The organism is Mesorhizobium sp. M0771, from assembly GCF_040320155.1.
In the GTDB taxonomy this organism is placed as follows: domain Bacteria; phylum Pseudomonadota; class Alphaproteobacteria; order Rhizobiales; family Rhizobiaceae; genus Mesorhizobium.
In genome coordinates, this window is sequence record NZ_JAMYPC010000006.1 from 178,913 (window position 1) to 194,954 (window position 16,042).

19 protein-coding genes are annotated in these 16,042 nt (G+C 62.1%); 15 read left to right on the forward strand and 4 right to left on the reverse strand.

The annotated features are described in order from the left end of the window. Positions 1 to 92: 92 nt before the first annotated feature. Positions 93 to 470 (reverse strand): VOC family protein, encoded by a 378-nt coding sequence (locus NKI05_RS11975; RefSeq protein ID WP_023815801.1) that lies wholly within the window; start codon positions 468 to 470, stop codon positions 93 to 95. Then, the gene (locus tag NKI05_RS11980) at positions 463 to 1,041 is read right to left on the reverse strand and encodes a hypothetical protein (protein ID WP_023815800.1); all 579 of its coding nucleotides are present in this window, start codon (positions 1,039 to 1,041) and stop codon (positions 463 to 465) included. Before NKI05_RS11980 ends, NKI05_RS11975 begins: the two co-directional genes overlap by 8 nt. An 86-nt stretch (positions 1,042 to 1,127) precedes the next feature. Here NKI05_RS11980 and NKI05_RS11985 point away from each other — a divergent pair, with 86 nt between their 5' ends. Together NKI05_RS11985 and gyrA are read left to right on the forward strand one after the other, a co-directional pair. Then, complete coding sequence (locus NKI05_RS11985; protein ID WP_023750732.1) at positions 1,128 to 1,979, forward strand: helix-turn-helix transcriptional regulator; 852 nt, start codon at positions 1,128 to 1,130, stop codon at positions 1,977 to 1,979. Positions 1,980 to 2,202: 223 nt separating this feature from the next. Then, positions 2,203 to 4,998 carry a DNA gyrase subunit A gene (gene gyrA, locus NKI05_RS11990; RefSeq protein ID WP_023815798.1) on the forward strand — a complete coding sequence of 932 codons (2,796 nt, stop codon included), beginning with the start codon at positions 2,203 to 2,205 and terminating at the stop codon, positions 4,996 to 4,998. A gap of 49 nt (positions 4,999 to 5,047) precedes the next feature. Here gyrA and NKI05_RS11995 read toward each other — a convergent pair whose 3' ends face one another. Next, positions 5,048 to 5,194: a hypothetical protein gene (locus tag NKI05_RS11995; RefSeq protein WP_023670953.1), complete on the reverse strand. Its 147-nt coding sequence runs from the start codon at positions 5,192 to 5,194 to the stop codon at positions 5,048 to 5,050. Positions 5,195 to 5,388: 194 nt separating this feature from the next. On the opposite strand from NKI05_RS11995, the gene coaD reads away from it, so the two are divergent. The 7 genes from coaD to tgt all read left to right on the forward strand — a co-directional run bounded on the left by coaD (position 5,389) and on the right by tgt (position 10,040). Further along, a complete protein-coding gene (gene coaD / locus NKI05_RS12000) occupies positions 5,389 to 5,889 on the forward strand; it encodes a pantetheine-phosphate adenylyltransferase (RefSeq protein ID WP_023696507.1) in 501 nt (166 codons plus the stop codon). A gap of 168 nt (positions 5,890 to 6,057) precedes the next feature. Next, positions 6,058 to 6,552 carry a peptidylprolyl isomerase gene (locus NKI05_RS12005; RefSeq protein WP_245259922.1) on the forward strand — a complete coding sequence of 165 codons (495 nt, stop codon included), beginning with the start codon at positions 6,058 to 6,060 and terminating at the stop codon, positions 6,550 to 6,552. Between the two features lie 43 nt (positions 6,553 to 6,595). Next, entirely contained in the window at positions 6,596 to 7,108 is a 513-nt protein-coding gene (locus tag NKI05_RS12010) for a peptidylprolyl isomerase (RefSeq protein ID WP_023696509.1), read from the forward strand. Between the two features lie 12 nt (positions 7,109 to 7,120). Next, entirely contained in the window at positions 7,121 to 7,570 is a 450-nt protein-coding gene (locus NKI05_RS12015) for a DMT family transporter (protein ID WP_023693398.1), read from the forward strand. Further along, positions 7,570 to 8,658: a tRNA preQ1(34) S-adenosylmethionine ribosyltransferase-isomerase QueA gene (queA, locus tag NKI05_RS12020; RefSeq protein ID WP_023815797.1), complete on the forward strand. Its 1,089-nt coding sequence runs from the start codon at positions 7,570 to 7,572 to the stop codon at positions 8,656 to 8,658. The genes NKI05_RS12015 and queA overlap by 1 nt, the downstream gene beginning before the upstream one ends. Then, complete coding sequence (locus NKI05_RS12025; RefSeq protein ID WP_023815796.1) at positions 8,648 to 8,917, forward strand: hypothetical protein; 270 nt, start codon at positions 8,648 to 8,650, stop codon at positions 8,915 to 8,917. The genes queA and NKI05_RS12025 overlap by 11 nt, the downstream gene beginning before the upstream one ends. Continuing rightward, a complete protein-coding gene (tgt, locus tag NKI05_RS12030; protein WP_023815795.1) occupies positions 8,910 to 10,040 on the forward strand; it encodes a tRNA guanosine(34) transglycosylase Tgt in 1,131 nt (376 codons plus the stop codon). The genes NKI05_RS12025 and tgt overlap by 8 nt, the downstream gene beginning before the upstream one ends. A gap of 6 nt (positions 10,041 to 10,046) precedes the next feature. Here the strand turns inward: tgt and NKI05_RS12035 are convergent, their stop codons facing one another. After that, the gene (locus NKI05_RS12035; RefSeq protein WP_023670961.1) at positions 10,047 to 10,469 is read right to left on the reverse strand and encodes a DUF4864 domain-containing protein; all 423 of its coding nucleotides are present in this window, start codon (positions 10,467 to 10,469) and stop codon (positions 10,047 to 10,049) included. Between the two features lie 192 nt (positions 10,470 to 10,661). On the opposite strand from NKI05_RS12035, the gene NKI05_RS12040 reads away from it, so the two are divergent. From NKI05_RS12040 to NKI05_RS12065, 6 genes are all read left to right on the forward strand, one after another. Next, the gene (locus NKI05_RS12040) at positions 10,662 to 11,273 is read left to right on the forward strand and encodes a DsbA family protein (RefSeq protein WP_023670962.1); all 612 of its coding nucleotides are present in this window, start codon (positions 10,662 to 10,664) and stop codon (positions 11,271 to 11,273) included. 68 nt (positions 11,274 to 11,341) lie between these two features. Then, positions 11,342 to 11,578, forward strand: a complete 237-nt coding sequence (locus tag NKI05_RS12045) for an Lrp/AsnC family transcriptional regulator (RefSeq protein WP_023670963.1) — start codon at positions 11,342 to 11,344, stop codon at positions 11,576 to 11,578. Between the two features lie 307 nt (positions 11,579 to 11,885). Beyond that, positions 11,886 to 13,298 (forward strand): circularly permuted type 2 ATP-grasp protein, encoded by a 1,413-nt coding sequence (locus NKI05_RS12050; RefSeq protein WP_023815794.1) that lies wholly within the window; start codon positions 11,886 to 11,888, stop codon positions 13,296 to 13,298. 122 nt (positions 13,299 to 13,420) lie between these two features. Beyond that, a complete protein-coding gene (locus NKI05_RS12055) occupies positions 13,421 to 14,362 on the forward strand; it encodes an alpha-E domain-containing protein (RefSeq protein WP_023670965.1) in 942 nt (313 codons plus the stop codon). Positions 14,363 to 14,447: 85 nt separating this feature from the next. Then, positions 14,448 to 15,242, forward strand: a complete 795-nt coding sequence (locus NKI05_RS12060) for a transglutaminase family protein (protein WP_023670966.1) — start codon at positions 14,448 to 14,450, stop codon at positions 15,240 to 15,242. Positions 15,243 to 15,274: 32 nt separating this feature from the next. Next, positions 15,275 to 16,006, forward strand: coding sequence for a proteasome-type protease (locus tag NKI05_RS12065; protein WP_023684646.1), 732 nt, complete (start codon positions 15,275 to 15,277; stop codon positions 16,004 to 16,006). The last annotated feature ends 36 nt before the right edge of the window (positions 16,007 to 16,042 follow it).

A 16,042-nucleotide genomic window follows, 5' to 3' on the forward strand; every position in this document is an offset into this window, starting at 1 on the left:
GCCGGGCCGGACCCCTGCGCCACCATAGTGGTAGAGCAAAGCCCGACCGGTGGGAACCGTCTGACATGGCGATACCGGAGACGGCGTCAGTGTTAGGCGGCAGCGTTGCAATAGGCCTCCCGGCGATAGCCGTCGGGATCGACGACGAAGGCAGCGTAATAGTTCTCGCCATATTCGGCGCGCAGGCCCGGCGCGCCATTGTCGCTGCCGCCTGCACGCAAGGCGGCGGCATGGAAGGCAACGACACTCTGCCTCGTCGGCGCGGTAAAGCAGAAATGCAGACCGGACTTCTCGTCCGATGACACTGGCCGCTCCGCGTCGTTCACCCACAGCGCCACGGTTTGCGCACCATAACCCAGTGAGCCTGGCGACTGGCTGAGGCAGGAATAACCGAGCGGCTTTAGCGCGGCATCGTAGAAGGGCTTCGAAAAATTGGTGTCGCGGACGCCGATCGAGACATGGTCAAGCATGTTTTTTCACCTTTTTTGCAATATGTTGCGTCATCAGTTCCTGGGCGACGCGGCGCGCCAGGAACTCGACTTCGAGACGCCATGTCTTGCCATCGTCGTGCGAACGCTCGCCGAGCCAGCGGAAGCTGTCTTTGGTGATGCGCGAAAAGCTCCAGCGGACCGAGGAACCAGTGCCGTCGGCGCCGACCTGCACAATTGTGTCGCCTTCGGCGCGACCAAGCTGGCGGCTGTAGTATTGGTTTCGCGGGTCGCTCCAGAAGATGTGCCAGGCATCCGAGCCGGGATCATAGGCCCGCAGCGTTGTGCCATTGAAAGTCCATTTGCCGAGCGAGGGCGAGGGGCCGGCATCCCGCGCGGGCAGGATCCATACGTCCTGGATCGCCCTGCCTTCCAGGACCCAGCCGAAATGCACCTCGCCGCGTCCGGTGAGAACCGTGCCGTCCTCGAGATGGCGCGTGGCATCGAATGTCCAGGCGCCGACGAAGCGGCCGTAGAGATCCAGCTTTTCAGCCAGGCCGGGATTGGGGCCGTCGCTGTGGAGCGCTTCGGCAAAGGAGGATGTACCGCTCATACTTGCTGCCTTCGTTATGTCAGGAGGCTGCAAGCGATAGGCCCGACCGGCTGTCGCGCTTGGGAAAAATTGCTATCTTTCAAGCCATGACGACGAGCGAACAAAACCTGGCATCGGGGCAGGGTTGGTATGTCTGTGACGTGCTGTGCACGGCCGGCGCCGGCGACCGCCCGTTCGAGGAGGCGCACGACACCTTCTGCGTTGCCGCTGTCACCAGCGGCACCTTCCGCTACCGCACCAGGCAAGGCGCCGCCATGCTGGCGCCGGGCGCGATCCTGCTCGGCAATGTCGGCGCCTGCTATGAATGCGGGCATGAGCATGGCGCCGGCGACCGTTGCCTGTCCTTCCACTTCGCTCCGGCCTATCTCGACCGCATCGCCAGCGACGTGCCCGGCGCGAGCAAGCTCGCCTTCGGCGTGCCGCATATGCCGCCTTTGCCGGCGCTCGCATCGCTGCTGGCCGAGGCGGAAGCGGCGCGCGAGATGGTCGACATCGACGCCTTTGAGGAGCTTGGCCTGCGAATTGCCGGCGCAGCACTGGCAGTTGCCGGCGCAGCACTGCCCGTCGCCAGCGATGCGGTGCCTGGCGTTCGACCGCCGAGCCGCCGCGACCAGAAACGGGTTGCCGAGGCGGTGCGGCAGATCGAGCTCAATGCCGACAGGCCGGTCTCGCTTTCCGAGCTTGCCTGCGCGACGGCGACCAGCCCGTATCATTTCCTGCGCACCTTCCGGCAGGTCGCAGGCATGACGCCCTATCAGTTTCTGCTGAGAACCCGGCTGCACCGCGCGGCGGTGCGGCTGCGCATGTCAGGCGATGCCATCTCGGCAATCGCCTTCGAGGCCGGTTTCAACGATTTGTCGACGTTCAACCGCCGTTTCCGGCGCGTCATGGGCGAAACGCCTGGCCACTATCGCGCCCGGCGGGTGGCTACCCGCTGATGCGTCCGCCTGCCTCCTGATACGCTCTTTGCTTTGAAAACGGTCCATCGCAGGCTTTTGCCCTTGCGGCGGCGAAATGCGTTATGGCCAAATCGTCGCAATCAACGGTATCCATTTGAAATTGCCGCCAAAGTTGTCGTTGGAAAACCGCCACGAATATTGGAGTTTCGGCCGTGCTTCCTATATAAGCGGTCAGTGATTCCTGATTAGATTGTGATCCGATTTGACCGACCAAAAACCCCCGCGCGGCGCCGACGGCGGCCCTACCGGCATCGAGCCCATCTCCATCATCGAGGAGATGCAGAGCTCCTACCTCTCTTATGCCATGAGCGTCATCGTCAGCCGTGCGCTGCCCGATGTACGCGACGGCCTGAAGCCGGTTCACCGCCGCATTCTCTATGCGGCGCATGAGAGCGGTTACCACTGGAACCGCAAATATGTGAAGTCGGCCCGCCCGGTCGCCGACGTGATGGGTAAATACCATCCGCATGGCGACGCCTCGATCTACGACGCCTTGGTGCGCATGGCGCAGGACTGGTCGCTGCGCGTTCCGCTGATCGACGGGCAGGGTAATTTCGGCTCCATCGACGGCGATCCGCCGGCGGCGATGCGCTACACCGAATCGCGGCTGACCAAGGTCGCGCATGAACTCTTGGAGGACATCGACAAGGAAACCGTCGATTTCCAGGAGACTTATGACGCATCCGACACCGAACCGAAGGTGCTGCCGGCCCGCTTCCCCAATCTTCTGGTCAACGGTTCCGGCGGCATCGCCGTCGGCATGGCCACCAACATCCCGCCGCACAATCTGGCCGAGATCTGCAACGGCGCCATCGCCATCATCGACAATCCGGCGATCGATTTGCCGGCGCTGATGGAGATCATTCCGGGTCCCGATTTCCCGACCGGCGGCATCGTGCTCGGCCGTTCCGGCATCTACAGCGCCTATGCGACTGGCCGTGGCTCCATCGTCATGCGCGGCAAGGTCAATGTCGAACAGCGCGGAAACGACCGTGAATCGATCATCATCACGGAAGTCCCGTACCAGGTGAACAAGGCCTCGATGATCGAGAAAATGGCCGAGCTGGTGCGCGACAAGCGCATCGAAGGCATTTCCGACATTCGCGACGAAAGCGACCGCCAGGGCTACCGCGTCGTCATTGAGCTGAAGCGCGACGCTGTCGCCGACGTCATTCTCAACCAGCTTTACCGCTTCACGCCGCTGCAGACCTCCTTCGGCGCCAATATGGTGGCGCTGAACGGCGGCAAGCCGGAAGTGATGAACCTGACCGACATGCTGAAGGCGTTTGTCGGCTTCCGCGAAGAGGTGATTAGCCGGCGCACGAAATTCCTGCTGCGCAAGGCGCGCGACCGCGCCCACGTGCTGGTCGGCCTCGCCATAGCCGTCGCCAACATCGACGAAGTGATCAAGCTGATCCGCACCGCGCCCGATCCGCAGACGGCGCGCGAGCAGTTGATGGAGCGGCGCTGGCCCTCCGGGGACGTGGAGTCGTTGATTCTGCTTATCGACGATCCGCGCCATCGCATCAACGAGGATGGCACCTACAACCTCTCCGAGGAACAGGCGCGCGCAATCCTCGAACTGCGCCTGCAGCGCCTGACCGCGCTCGGCCGTGACGAAATCGCCGACGAGCTGAACACCATCGGCGACGAGATCAAGGATTACCTCGACATTCTGTCGTCCCGCGCCCGCATCCAACAGATCGTCAAGGACGAGCTTGCCGCCGTGCGCGACGAGTTCGGCACGCCGCGCCGCACCGAGCTCACCGACGGCGGCGCCGACATGGAAGACGAGGACCTGATCCAGCGCGAGGACATGGTCGTCACCGTCAGCCATTCCGGCTACATCAAGCGCGTGCCGCTGTCGCTCTACCGGGCGCAACGCCGCGGCGGCAAGGGCCGCTCCGGTATGTCGACCAAGGAAGAGGATTTCGTCACCCGGCTGTTTGTGGCCAACACGCATACGCCGGTGCTGTTCTTCTCCTCGCGCGGCATCGTCTACAAGGAAAAGGTCTGGCGGCTGCCAATCGGCAATCCGCAGTCGCGCGGCAAGGCGCTGATCAACATGCTGCCGCTGGAGCAGGGCGAGCGCATCACCACCATCATGCCGCTGCCCGAGGACGAGACCAGCTGGGGCGAACTCGACGTCATGTTCGCCACCACGCGCGGCACCGTGCGCCGCAACAAGCTGTCCGAATTCGTCCAGGTCAACCGCAACGGCAAGATCGCCATGAAGCTGGAGGAGGAGGGCGACGAGATCCTCGGCGTCGAGACCTGCACAGACAATGACGATGTGCTTTTGACCGCCAGCTCCGGCCAGTGCATCCGCTTCCGCGTTGGCGATGTGCGCGTCTTCCAGAGCCGCAATTCGGTCGGCGTGCGCGGCATAAGCATGGCCGAGACCGACCGCATCATCTCCATGTCGGTGATCGAGCATGTCGATGCTTCACCGGCGGAACGCTCCGCCTACCTCAAGCGGGCAGCACTGGAGCGGCGGCTTGCCGCCGAGGTGACCGGCGAGGAAGAAGAGATTGCACTCACCAATGAGGAGATTGGCGAGGAGACCGAGCTTTCCGACAGCCGTTACGAAGAGCTCAAGGCGCATGAGCAGTATGTGCTGACGGTGACCGAATATGGCTACGGCAAGCGCTCGTCATCCTACGATTTCCGCCTGACCGGACGCGGCGGCAAGGGCATCCGCGCCACCGACGTGTCGAAGGTGGCCGAGATCGGCCAGCTGGTGGCGACTTTCCCGGTCGGCAATGACGACCAGATCATGCTGGTTTCGGATGGCGGCACGGTCATCCGGGTGCCGGTCAACGGTATCCGTTTCGCCAGCCGCGCCACCAAGGGCGTGACCATCTTCAACACCGCCGAAGGCGAGAAGGTGGTTTCGGTCGAACGGATTTCGGAGCCGCAGGCCGACGAGGATGTCGAAGAGGGTGTCATTGAGGCCGGCGCCGGAGATGCCGTACCGGACAGCACCGAAGAGGTTTGAGCAACAACGCCGGCCCGATGGGCCGGCGCAAACAAGAACTAGCAATAAATCAGGGGCGACGGTGGGGCCAGCGAGCGCCGAAACCTTCGAACCGCTTTGTGCGGACACGGACGCGCTCTGCCTCGCTATGCAATCCGAATGCGGTGGCGATCAGCATGGCGACGGTCATTGCGGTGGCGAGCATGTAGATCAGCATGTGCGTGTTCTCCTGCGCCTATCCAACGGTTAGATCGGGTTTTGGTTTCATTTTCCGAAGTGCAAACTAGCGAACGCGGCGTGAAGTCTTCGTGATCAAGGCATTCATCTGTCGTTCATGTCTGCGAAAAGGTTCACGCAGATGTTCCCAATCGCATTTGCCTTCCGCCCAATGCCCCGCTAGAAGCACCTCCCATGACCGATCGCATCGCCCTTTATGCCGGCTCCTTCGACCCGCTGACCAACGGCCATCTCGATGTCCTGAAGGCATCGCTGGCTGTCGCCGACACGGTTTATGCGGCGATCGGCACCCATCCCGGCAAGACGCCGCTGTTTTCCTTCGACGAACGGGTGAAGCTGATCGAGGCCGCGACGAACGCCGAATTCGGCCGCGACGGAGCCCGGATCAAGGTCGTCGCCTTTGACGGGCTGGTCATCGACGCGGCCCGCAAGCATGGCGCCTCGATCATGATCCGCGGCCTGCGCGACGGCACCGATCTCGATTACGAGATGCAGATGGCCGGCATGAACGAGACCATGGCGCCGGAACTGCAGACGGTTTTTCTGCCCGCCAGTCCATCGGTACGCACCATTACCGCCACACTTGTGCGCCAGATAGCCTCGATGGGCGGAGACATCCGTCCCTTCGTACCGGCCGCCGTTGCCGGCGCGCTCACCGCCAAATTCGCGAAATAGTGCATGTCGCCCAAAAGTGGATGCCGGTTTTGGGGCAACGACATGCACCCTAACAAAGACCTTCGGAGATCCCTTATGCAGCTGAAAAAGCTCGCCTCGTTCCTCGTCGTGCTTGCCGGTCTCGTGACCGCATCCGTTTCGGCCTTCGCCGCCGAACCGGAAAACACCATGGTCATCACCTTGAAGAACGGCGACGTCACCGTCGCGCTACGCCCCGACCTGGCACCCAAGCATGTCGCCCAGATCAAGAAGCTGGTGCGCGAAGGCGCTTATAACGATGTCGCATTCCACCGCGTCATCAACGGCTTTATGGCGCAGACCGGCGACGTCAAGTTCGGCAACATGAAGAAGGGGTTCAGCCCCGAGGCCGTCGGCACCGGCGGTTCAGACCTGCCCGACCTGCCGGCGGAATTCTCGCAGAGCGAACATTTTAAGCGCGGCACGCTCGGTATGGCCCGTTCGCAGGACCCGAACTCCGCCAATTCGCAGTTCTTCATCATGTTCGCGCCGGCGCCGAACCTCGATGGCCAGTACACCATCGTCGGCAATGTCGTCAGCGGCATAGAGCTGGTGGACAAGATCAAGAAGGGCAACGAGGCGGACAACGGCACGGTCAGCGAGCCCGACCGCATGATCAAGGTACGCATCGCCGCCGACAAGTAAACCTATCAAATCATTCTGTTTTCTGAGATAAAGGATATCCGACATGGCTGAGATCAAGGACCGCGAAAACGCGCTCATCCTGGAAACGACCAAGGGCAAGGTCGTCATCGAACTGTTCCCCGATTTGGCTCCCGGCCACGTCGCCCGCATCAAGGAACTGGCCCGCGAAGGCGCCTATGACGGCGTGGTCTTCCACCGCGTCATCGAAGGCTTCATGGCGCAGACCGGCGACGTGAAGTTCGGCAATTCGTCGAAGCCGACCTTCGCGCCGTCGCGTGCGGGCATGGGCGGCTCGGAAAAGCCGGACCTGAAGGCTGAGTTCTCCAACGCCAACCATGGTCGCGGCACCTGCTCGATGGCCCGTTCGCAGAACCCGAACTCGGCCAATTCGCAGTTCTTCATCTGCTTCGACGATGCCGCTTTCCTCAACCGCCAGTACACGGTCTGGGGTCAGGTCATCGAAGGCATGGACAATGTCGACAAGATCAAGCGCGGTGAGCCGGTAGTCGATCCCGACAAGATCGTGTCGCTGAAGGTCGCGGCCGACGTCAAGTAAGGACAAACGAAGATGATGGGCGTGGTCTGGTCGCTGCTCGGCATCCTGTCAGGCGCCTTCATCGCCGTCCAGGCGCCGATCAACTCGCAGCTGGCGCGCGGCCTGGGGCTCCCGGTCGCGGCTGCTGCGTTTTCGTTCCTGTCGGGCGCGATCGTGCTTGGTATCATCTCCATTGCCGTTGTGCGGCTGCAGGACATCTCGCTCGACTGGAAGGCGCCGGCGCCTTGGCTGTTCATCGCCGGCGGCATGCTCGGCGGTTTCTATGTTACCCTGTCAACCATTCTTACGCCGCGCATCGGTGCAGCCGCGTTGATGGCGTTCCTGGTTGCCGGCCAGTTGCTGGCCGGCATGCTGATCGATCGCGTCGGCTTTCTCGGCGTGGCGGTGCGCGAGATTTCGCTCGGCCGCATCGCCGGCGCGGTGCTGCTGTTGGCCGGAGCGCTGCTCGTCCGGCTCTACTGATGCGCGTCGACCTCTTCGACTTCGACCTGCCTGAGGAGCGCATCGCGCTTCGCCCGGCCGAGCCGCGCGACAGCGCCAGAATGCTGGTGGTCAGGCCGGGCGAGGGTCTTTCGGATCGCACGGTTGGCGACCTTCCGTCCTTGCTCAGGGCTGGCGATGTTCTGGTCTTCAACGACACCAAGGTCATTCCTGCCCAGTTAAGTGGCATCAGGCGGCGCGGCGAAGCGCAGGCGCAGGTGGACGCCACGCTGCATATGCGCATGGCGCCGGACCGCTGGCTGGCCTTCATGCGGCCGGGCAAGCGCATCGCCGCCGGCGACCGCATCCATTTCGGCCATGACGGCAATTCCTGTTTTCTCGGGCAACTCGACGCCACGGTGATCGAGAAGGGCGAGGCCGGCGAGGTGCTGCTCGGTTTCGACCTGTCGGGGCCGTTTCTCGACGAGGCGCTGCATGCCGTCGGCCACATCCCGCTGCCGCCCTATATCGCGTCGAAGCGCGACGACGACGCGCGCGACCTGACCGACTACCAGACCATCTATGCCAAAGAGGAAGGTGCTGTGGCAGCGCCCACCGCCGGCCTGCATTTCACGCCGGAACTGTTTGCAGCACTCGACGCTAAAGGCATCGAACGCCGCTTCGTCACCTTGCATGTCGGCGCCGGCACCTTCCTGCCGGTCAAGGCGGACGACACCGCTGACCACAAGATGCATGCCGAGACCGGCTCGGTCAGCGAAGCAACAGCCGACGCTCTGAATGGCGCCAAGGCGCGGGGCGGGCGCATCATCGCTGTCGGCACGACCTCGCTGCGCCTGCTGGAAAGCGCGGCAAGGCCGGATGGCTCGCTCGCCGCATGGTCGGGCCCGACCGACATCTTCATCACGCCGGGCTATCGGTTCAAGACTGCCGACATGCTGATGACCAATTTCCATCTGCCACGCTCGACGCTGTTCATGCTGGTTTCGGCCTTCAGCGGCCTCGGCACGATGCGCGCGGCCTATGCGCATGCCATCGACAACCGTTACAGATTCTACTCCTACGGAGACGCAAGCCTGCTTTATCGAGCGGAGATGAGCGATGGACGATGACCTGCAAGCCTTTGATCGCGAGAGCCTGATCGCCGAAGTGAAGAAATTGCGTGCCGGCATACGCCAGCATCGAGATGCCACCGGCCACGATTTGTGCTGGCATCACCCCAACCTGTGGGATCTGCTGCCGGAAAGGACCGATCCATCGATTGCCGTGCCGCCCTGGCCGAGATTCATGCGCGGCTGCATCCACTACCGGCAGTCGCTCGACAGGCAGGCGCCAGGCGCGCCTGTCCATGACAAGGAATTCAATGGCTGAGACATTCACCTTCAAGATCCTCGCCACTGACGGCAAGGCGCGGCGCGGTTCCATCACCATGCCGCGCGGCGAAATCCGCACGCCGGCCTTCATGCCGGTCGGCACCGGCGGCACGGTCAAGGCCATGTATATGGACCAGGTGCGCGGCGTCGGCGCCGACATCATCCTGGGCAACACCTATCATCTGATGCTGCGGCCAGGCGCCGAGCGCGTGGCGCGGCTTGGTGGCTTGCATGAATTCGCCCGCTGGCCGCAGCCGATCCTGACCGACAGTGGCGGTTTTCAGGTCATGTCGCTGTCGAAGCTCAGAAAATTGACCGAGAAGGGCGTCACCTTTCGCTCGCACATTGACGGCGCTGCCTACGAGATGTCGCCGGAGCGCTCGATCGAGATCCAGGGCCTGCTCGATTCCGACATCCAGATGCAGCTCGACGAATGCACAGCGCTGCCGGCCGACCTCAAGCAGATCGAGCGCGCGATGGAGCTGTCGCTGCGCTGGGCCGAGCGCTGCAAGACAGCGTTCGGCGACCAGCCCGGCAAGGCCATGTTCGGCATCGTCCAGGGTGGCGACAACGCAGCACTCAGGGTGCGCTCGGCGCAGGCGCTGAGCGCGATGGAGCTGAAGGGCTATGCCGTCGGCGGCCTGGCCGTCGGCGAGCCGCAAGCGGTGATGCTGAATATGCTGGAGATCACCTGTCCGGAATTGCCTGACAACAAGCCTCGATATCTCATGGGCGTCGGCACGCCGGACGACATCGTGAAATCGGTGGCGCGCGGCATCGACATGTTCGACTGCGTGATGCCGACCCGCGCCGGCCGCCATGGCCTGGCCTATACCAGGCGCGGCAAGGTCAATCTCAGGAATGCCCGCCATGCGGACGATCCGCGGCCGCTGGACGAGGAGAGTGACTGCCCGGCGGCACGCGACTATTCACGCGCCTATCTGCATCATCTCGTGCGCTCGCAGGAGGCGCTGGGCGCGATGCTTCTGACCTGGAACAACCTGTCTTACTATCAGAAGCTGATGCAGGACATTCGCGCCGCGATCGAGGCAAAGGCCTTCGAGGCGCGCACATCAGACATTTCAGAGGGATGGGCGAGGGGCGATATTCCGGTGCTATAAGCACATCTAGGTGCTGAGCGAATTCGCTGCGCGCAAGCTGCAGCCGGTGATTTGAAAGCTGCCGTCGGGCTGCTGTTCCAGCGTGTAGACCGCCTCATAGTCCTTGCCGTCGGGCCCAACGATCAGCACTTGCTGGATTAGCGAAGTTGGCCCCATCTGCTCGACCTTGCCGAAGGAATAGCTCTGCGGCTGGCGCACCGGCGGATAGCCGTTGGTCACCATGTTCATGAAGGTGTCGACGGTCGGAAAGATGCGCTTCACATTCGGAGCGGCGAAACTGTACGCCTTGGCGCCATCATTGGCGATGAGTGCCTTCAACTGACCATCGATGACGGCCTGGCCGGCCTTGACTTCCGCATCACCGGCAAGGGCTGCCGAGACGAACAACGCGAACAGCAATGAAACGACTGCGAATGCGATGCGGCGCATGGCCTGTCTCCATTGTCCTCAACAAAACCTGTCCCAGGACGCATCATACCATACGCTTGGCGGAGCCTCACGGTTTCAGCAACCGCAATATTTGCCACGCAAGTGCCACAAGATCATGCTTAAGCCTCCTTTAACGCGAGGCGCGCATCGTAGGGACGGGTGGGGACCCGTTCGCGCAACCAGGGGACGACCATGTTCAAGCAGCCGATCGACCGGCGCCTTTTGCTGAAAGGCGCGGCAAGTCTTGCAGTTTTGGCTCCCTTGCCCGCCTGGGCAAGCACTGGGCCGACCGTCACGGAAGTCGCCTTCGATCCCGCCATTCCAGGGCTCGGCAACCCCGATGGCGACGTCACCATCGCCGAATTCGTCGACTATCAGTGCCCGATCTGCAAACTCGTTTTCGTTGAGCTGAAGAAGTTAATGGACGAGGACAGCGGCATTCGGCTTGTGATGAAGGACTGGCCGATCTTCGGCGACGTGTCGCGCGACGCGGCGCGGGTGACGCTGCTGAGCGGCGAACACTATGCCGCGGCGGTCGATGCGCTGATGACCAACCAGCGCGGCCTTTCGGAACGCCGCACCAACGACATCCTTTCTTCCGTCGGTGTCGATGTGGCGATGGTGCGTGCCGACCTCGCCATCCGTGAACCCGACATCGACGCTGCCCTTGTCCGCACCGAAGCCCAGGCGACGGCTTTCAAGCTGCGCGGCACGCCAGCCCTGGTCATCGGCGGCAACCTGTACCGGCGCGGCATGCCCGTGTCCGAACTGAGACAAGCCGTCGCCAAGGCCCGCTCCGCCTGATGCTTGAAAGCCGGGCGGCAGTCTGCCACAAGGGCCGCTTGAGTGCTGAAGCTTGATCGGGACCGGCAATGAAGACGTTTTTCATGCAGATAAAGTGCGATCTGGGCAAGTCCTATGAGGTCGCCAGCGCGCTCGCCGATGCCGAAATCGCCTCGGAGATCTACTCGACCGCCGGCAATTACGACTTGCTTGCCAAATTCTACGTCGACGACGAGGAAGATGTCGGCCACTTCGTCAACGAGAAAGTGCAGATTATTCCCGGAATCAAGGACACCTTCACGGTCGTCACTTTCCGCGCATTCTAAAGCAATTCCAGGAAAAGTGTGAAGCGGTTTTCCGTCCGGAATTGCGGCAAAGCAAAAAGCCATGGCAGGTCGCCGTTTCCATGAAACGGTGAACTGCTATGGCCGCATCAGGCACTTGCCCGGTGAACTGCTAGAGCCGCATCAGGCACTTGCCCGGCGACAAGGCAGAGCCTGATTAAGGTCCTGTTCCGACTGCCCGAATTTTGGGCAGTCGGAACATACTGATCGCCGATATCCTCCAAATCACCGATTGCGCTTGATTTTCTCCCGCGACGCCAGTGAAATGGCGTCACAGGGGAGTATGCGATTGGCAGCGTTCGATGAAATGCTTCCGGAAGTTTCCGGGCTTAGACAACCGTATACGGCTTACGACCGCTGGCTGAAGGAGCAGGACCCGGCCAGGCTTACCGAAAAGATGCAGGACGCCGAGCGCGTCTTCCGCAAGACCGGCATTACCTTCGCCGTCTATGGCGAGCAGGAAGCCTCCGAGCGGCTGATCCCCTTCGACATCGTGCCGCGCATCATCTCCGGCAATGAATGGCGAAGGCTGACGCAAGGCATCGAGCAGCGCGTGCAGGCGCTGAACGCTTTCCTCGACGACATTTACCACCGCCAGGAAATCCTGCGCGCCGGCCGCGTGCCGAGGGAGCTGATCGCCAGGAACGAGGCGTTCCTGCCGGAAATGATCGGAGTGCGGCCACCGGCCGGCGTCTACACCCACATTATCGGCGTCGATATCGTCCGCATCTCGGAGAACGAGTTCTACGTGCTGGAGGACAATGCGCGCACGCCGTCGGGGGTCTCCTACATGCTGGAGAACCGCGAGACGATGATGCAGCTCTTTCCCGAGCTGTTCCAGCAGATCAAGGTGCGGCCGGTGGAGAATTATCCGCAAATGCTGCGCCAGTCGCTGGCGGCAGTGCGGCCGCAAAGCACCAAGGGCGCACCGACCATTGCCGTGCTGACGCCGGGCAGCTTCAACTCCGCCTATTTCGAACATGCCTTCCTCGCCGACCAGATGGGCGTGCAACTGGTCGAAGGCCAGGATCTGCGCGTTGTAGACGGCCACGTCGCTATGCGCACGACCGAAGGCTACAAGCAGATCGACGTGCTTTACCGGCGCGTCGACGATTCCTTCCTCGATCCGCTGACCTTCCGGCCGGACTCGGCCCTTGGCGTGCCCGGCATCATGGACGTCTACCGCGCCGGCAACATCACCATCGCCAACGCGCCGGGAACCGGCATCGCCGACGACAAGGCGATTTATTCCTACATGCCCGACATCGTCGAGTTCTACACCGGCCGCAAAGCCATCCTCGGCAACATCCCGACCTGGCGCTGCTCGGAGCCCGACAGCCTGAAATACGTGCTCGAACACATCCATGAGCTGGTCATCAAGGAAGTGCACGGCTCCGGCGGCTACGGCATGCTGGTGGGGCCGGCTGCGACCAAGAAGGAATGCCAGGATTTCGCCAAGAAGCTGCAGGCAAAGCCTTCCAACTACATCGCCCAGCCGACGCTGGCGCTGTCGACCTGCCCGATCCTGACAGAAAAAGGCCTGTCGCCGCGCCATGTCGACTTGCGACCCTATGTTCTGGTCTCCGACCGAATCCAGATCGTGCCCGGCGGCTTGACGCGGGTGGCGCTGAAGGAGGGGTCGTTGGTCGTGAATTCCTCGCAAGGCGGCGGGACGAAGGATACGTGGGTGTTGGACGATTAGGTAGACAGTAGGCAGTAGGCAGTAGGCAGTAGAGGGACAAGAAATGCCATATTCCACAGAGATTCAAATGCTTACTAATCCCTACTCACTATTCCCTACTCACTAGCCCGAAGGGTCTTGCCATGCTTCTCGGCCGCACCGCCAACGGGCTCTACTGGATGAACCGTTATATCGAGCGGGCGGAAAACATGGCGCGTCTGGTCGATGCCGGCCTTCGCATGGCGCTGACCCGCACCCAGAGCGCGTCGGAAGAGTGGAATTCGGTGCTGCTCAGCGCCGGCTCCGACGTCACCTTCACGCAGAAATACAAGGACTACACCGCCGCCAATGTCGCCGACTTCCTGCTGCGCGACACCTCGAACCCGTCGAGCACGATGTCGGCGATCGAGACCGCTCGCAACAATGCCCGCATGGTGCGCACCGCGCTGACGCGCGAGACCTGGGAGAGCATCAACGAAGCCTGGATGGCCCTGAAGCGCATGCTGGCAAAGCCGATCGACGAGCGCGACCTGCCGAGTGTGCTCGACGCCATCAAACGCGAGACGGCGCTGATCCGCGGCTCGTTCTACGGCACGATGCTGCGCAACGAGATCTTCGACTTCTCGCAGCTCGGCACCTATGTCGAGCGGGCCGACAACACGGCACGCATCCTCGACGTGAAATACTACGTGCTGCTGCCGTCGATCTCCTGGGTCGGCTCGAGCCTCGACAACTACCAGTGGGAATCGATCCTGCGCTCGGTGTCGGCGCACCGTTCCTATCGCTGGGTCTATGAGGCCGACTACAAACCGACCAATATTGCCGACTATCTGATCCTCAATGTGCGCATGCCGCGTTCGCTGACCTTCTGTTATCGTTTTCTCGCCGAGCATCTGAAGTTCCTGGGCGACGACTATGGCGACCGTCATGCCTGCCACGCCACCGTCGACAGGACACAGGCGATGCTGCAGGCAGGGTCGATCAAGGACATATTCGACACCGGCCTGCACGAATTCCTGGCCAGGTTCATTCAAGACAACACCAAGCTTGGCGAAGAGATCGCACAAGATTACCGGTTCAATTGAGCATGATCGCGAACCGGAGGACCGCGCTAGCGACAAGTGAGACCCGGTTTTCGGATAAGATCATGCTTACAAACGGAAAATAGGCATGCGGCTCAAGATCACCCACCGTACCGAATACCGCTACGACGCGCCGGTGCACTATCTGTTGCAGCGGCTACGCCTGTTACCGGTCAGTGGCCCGACCCAGACCGTGCTGTCCTGGGCGCTGAAGATCGAGGGCGCGCGCGAGGAAGTCCGCTTTAACGACCATTTCGGCAACGATAACAGGCTGTTGAGCGTCGAGGGTGAGCGCGACTTCATCACCGTCGAGGCCTCCGGCGAGGTTGTCACGCGCGACACAGCGGGCGTCTCGGGTCCGCATCACGGCTTTGCGCCGCTGTGGCTGTTCAGCCAGGAGACAGCTTTGACCATCCCCGGCGAGGGCATAAGCGAGCTTGCCGCGGCGGTCGGCAAAGGTACCGACATCGAAAGGCTGCATCGGCTGATGGCGCTGATCGTCGAGCGCGTCGCCTACACGCCGGGCACCACCAGCGTGACGACCCCGGCGGAAGAGGCATTGGCGCTGAAGACCGGCGTTTGCCAGGATCACAGCCACATCTTTGTCACCGCAGCCCGCGTCATGGGTTTTCCGGCCCGCTATGTCAGTGGCTATCTGATGATGGATGCGGCCATCGAGCAGGCGGCAAGCCATGCCTGGGCCGAAGCCCATGTTCAGGGTCTCGGCTGGGTCGCCTTCGACGCCGCCAACGGCATTTCCCCCGATGAACGCTATGTCAGGGTAGCCACCGGCCGTGATTATCGCGACGCCTCGCCGGTGTCGGGAATTCGACTGGGACAGGCGGAGGAACAGCTTGCAGTCACCGTCACGGTAGAGCAGTAGTCTCCGGCAAGATTGCTGCCTGAAGAGATTCCATGACTTATTGCGTCGGCCTCAAGATCGATCGTGGGCTCGTGTTCATGTCGGACACGCGCACCAATGCAGGGATGGATTCGATCTCCACTTTCAAGAAGATGCATGTCTGGGAAGAGCCAGGCGAGCGCGTCATCGTACTGATGTCGGCCGGCAATCTGGCTACGACGCAGGCCGTGGTCAGCCTGCTCGACGAGCGCACCAAGGCGGTGGCGGAACGCCACGCGACGCTGCTCGAGACCCCATCCATGTACCAGACGGTGCGGCTGGTCGGCGACACCGTCAAGGAAGTCATCGCCAGCTCGTCGCCTGCCGGCGAAAAGGCGGATTCCTATTTCAACGCCTCCTTCATCCTCGGCGGCCAGATCAAGGGCAGCCCGCCACGGCTGTTCATGATCTATCCCGAGGGCAATTTCATCGAATCGACCGACGACACGCCGTTCTTCCAGATCGGCGAGACCAAATACGGCAAGCCGATCATCATCCGTGCCTATGAAAGGACGATGAGCCTGGCTGAAACGGTCAAGCTCTTGCTGGTATCGTTCGATTCGACGCTGAAATCGAACCTGTCCGTCGGCCTGCCTCTCGACCTGCTGTTCCTGGAGGAGGACACGTTCACGGTGGGTTTGAAAAAGCGCATCGGCCAGGACGATCGATATTATCGTGCTATTTCCGAAGGCTGGTCGAACGCGTTGAAGACGGCCTTTGCCAGCCTGCCGGATTTTCCGGGCTAGCGCGGGAACCTTCGTCGCGGTTGCCTGTCTCTATTT

Excerpts from the sequence above, each read along its gene's own strand:
- NKI05_RS11975 (WP_023815801.1), bottom strand. The coding sequence starts at position 470 with ATGCTTGACCATGTCTCGATCGGCGTCCGCGACACCAATTTTTCGAAG.
- NKI05_RS11980 (WP_023815800.1), bottom strand. The coding sequence starts at position 1,041 with ATGAGCGGTACATCCTCCTTTGCCGAAGCGCTCCACAGCGACGGCCCC.
- NKI05_RS11985 (WP_023750732.1), top strand. The coding sequence starts at position 1,128 with ATGACGACGAGCGAACAAAACCTGGCATCGGGGCAGGGTTGGTATGTC.
- NKI05_RS11995 (WP_023670953.1), bottom strand. The coding sequence starts at position 5,194 with ATGCTGATCTACATGCTCGCCACCGCAATGACCGTCGCCATGCTGATC.
- coaD (WP_023696507.1), top strand. The coding sequence starts at position 5,389 with ATGACCGATCGCATCGCCCTTTATGCCGGCTCCTTCGACCCGCTGACC.
- NKI05_RS12005 (WP_245259922.1), top strand. The coding sequence starts at position 6,058 with ATGGTCATCACCTTGAAGAACGGCGACGTCACCGTCGCGCTACGCCCC.
- NKI05_RS12010 (WP_023696509.1), top strand. The coding sequence starts at position 6,596 with ATGGCTGAGATCAAGGACCGCGAAAACGCGCTCATCCTGGAAACGACC.
- NKI05_RS12015 (WP_023693398.1), top strand. The coding sequence starts at position 7,121 with ATGATGGGCGTGGTCTGGTCGCTGCTCGGCATCCTGTCAGGCGCCTTC.
- queA (WP_023815797.1), top strand. The coding sequence starts at position 7,570 with ATGCGCGTCGACCTCTTCGACTTCGACCTGCCTGAGGAGCGCATCGCG.
- NKI05_RS12025 (WP_023815796.1), top strand. The coding sequence starts at position 8,648 with ATGGACGATGACCTGCAAGCCTTTGATCGCGAGAGCCTGATCGCCGAA.
- tgt (WP_023815795.1), top strand. The coding sequence starts at position 8,910 with ATGGCTGAGACATTCACCTTCAAGATCCTCGCCACTGACGGCAAGGCG.
- NKI05_RS12035 (WP_023670961.1), bottom strand. The coding sequence starts at position 10,469 with ATGCGCCGCATCGCATTCGCAGTCGTTTCATTGCTGTTCGCGTTGTTC.
- NKI05_RS12040 (WP_023670962.1), top strand. The coding sequence starts at position 10,662 with ATGTTCAAGCAGCCGATCGACCGGCGCCTTTTGCTGAAAGGCGCGGCA.
- NKI05_RS12045 (WP_023670963.1), top strand. The coding sequence starts at position 11,342 with ATGAAGACGTTTTTCATGCAGATAAAGTGCGATCTGGGCAAGTCCTAT.
- NKI05_RS12055 (WP_023670965.1), top strand. The coding sequence starts at position 13,421 with ATGCTTCTCGGCCGCACCGCCAACGGGCTCTACTGGATGAACCGTTAT.
- NKI05_RS12060 (WP_023670966.1), top strand. The coding sequence starts at position 14,448 with ATGCGGCTCAAGATCACCCACCGTACCGAATACCGCTACGACGCGCCG.
- NKI05_RS12065 (WP_023684646.1), top strand. The coding sequence starts at position 15,275 with ATGACTTATTGCGTCGGCCTCAAGATCGATCGTGGGCTCGTGTTCATG.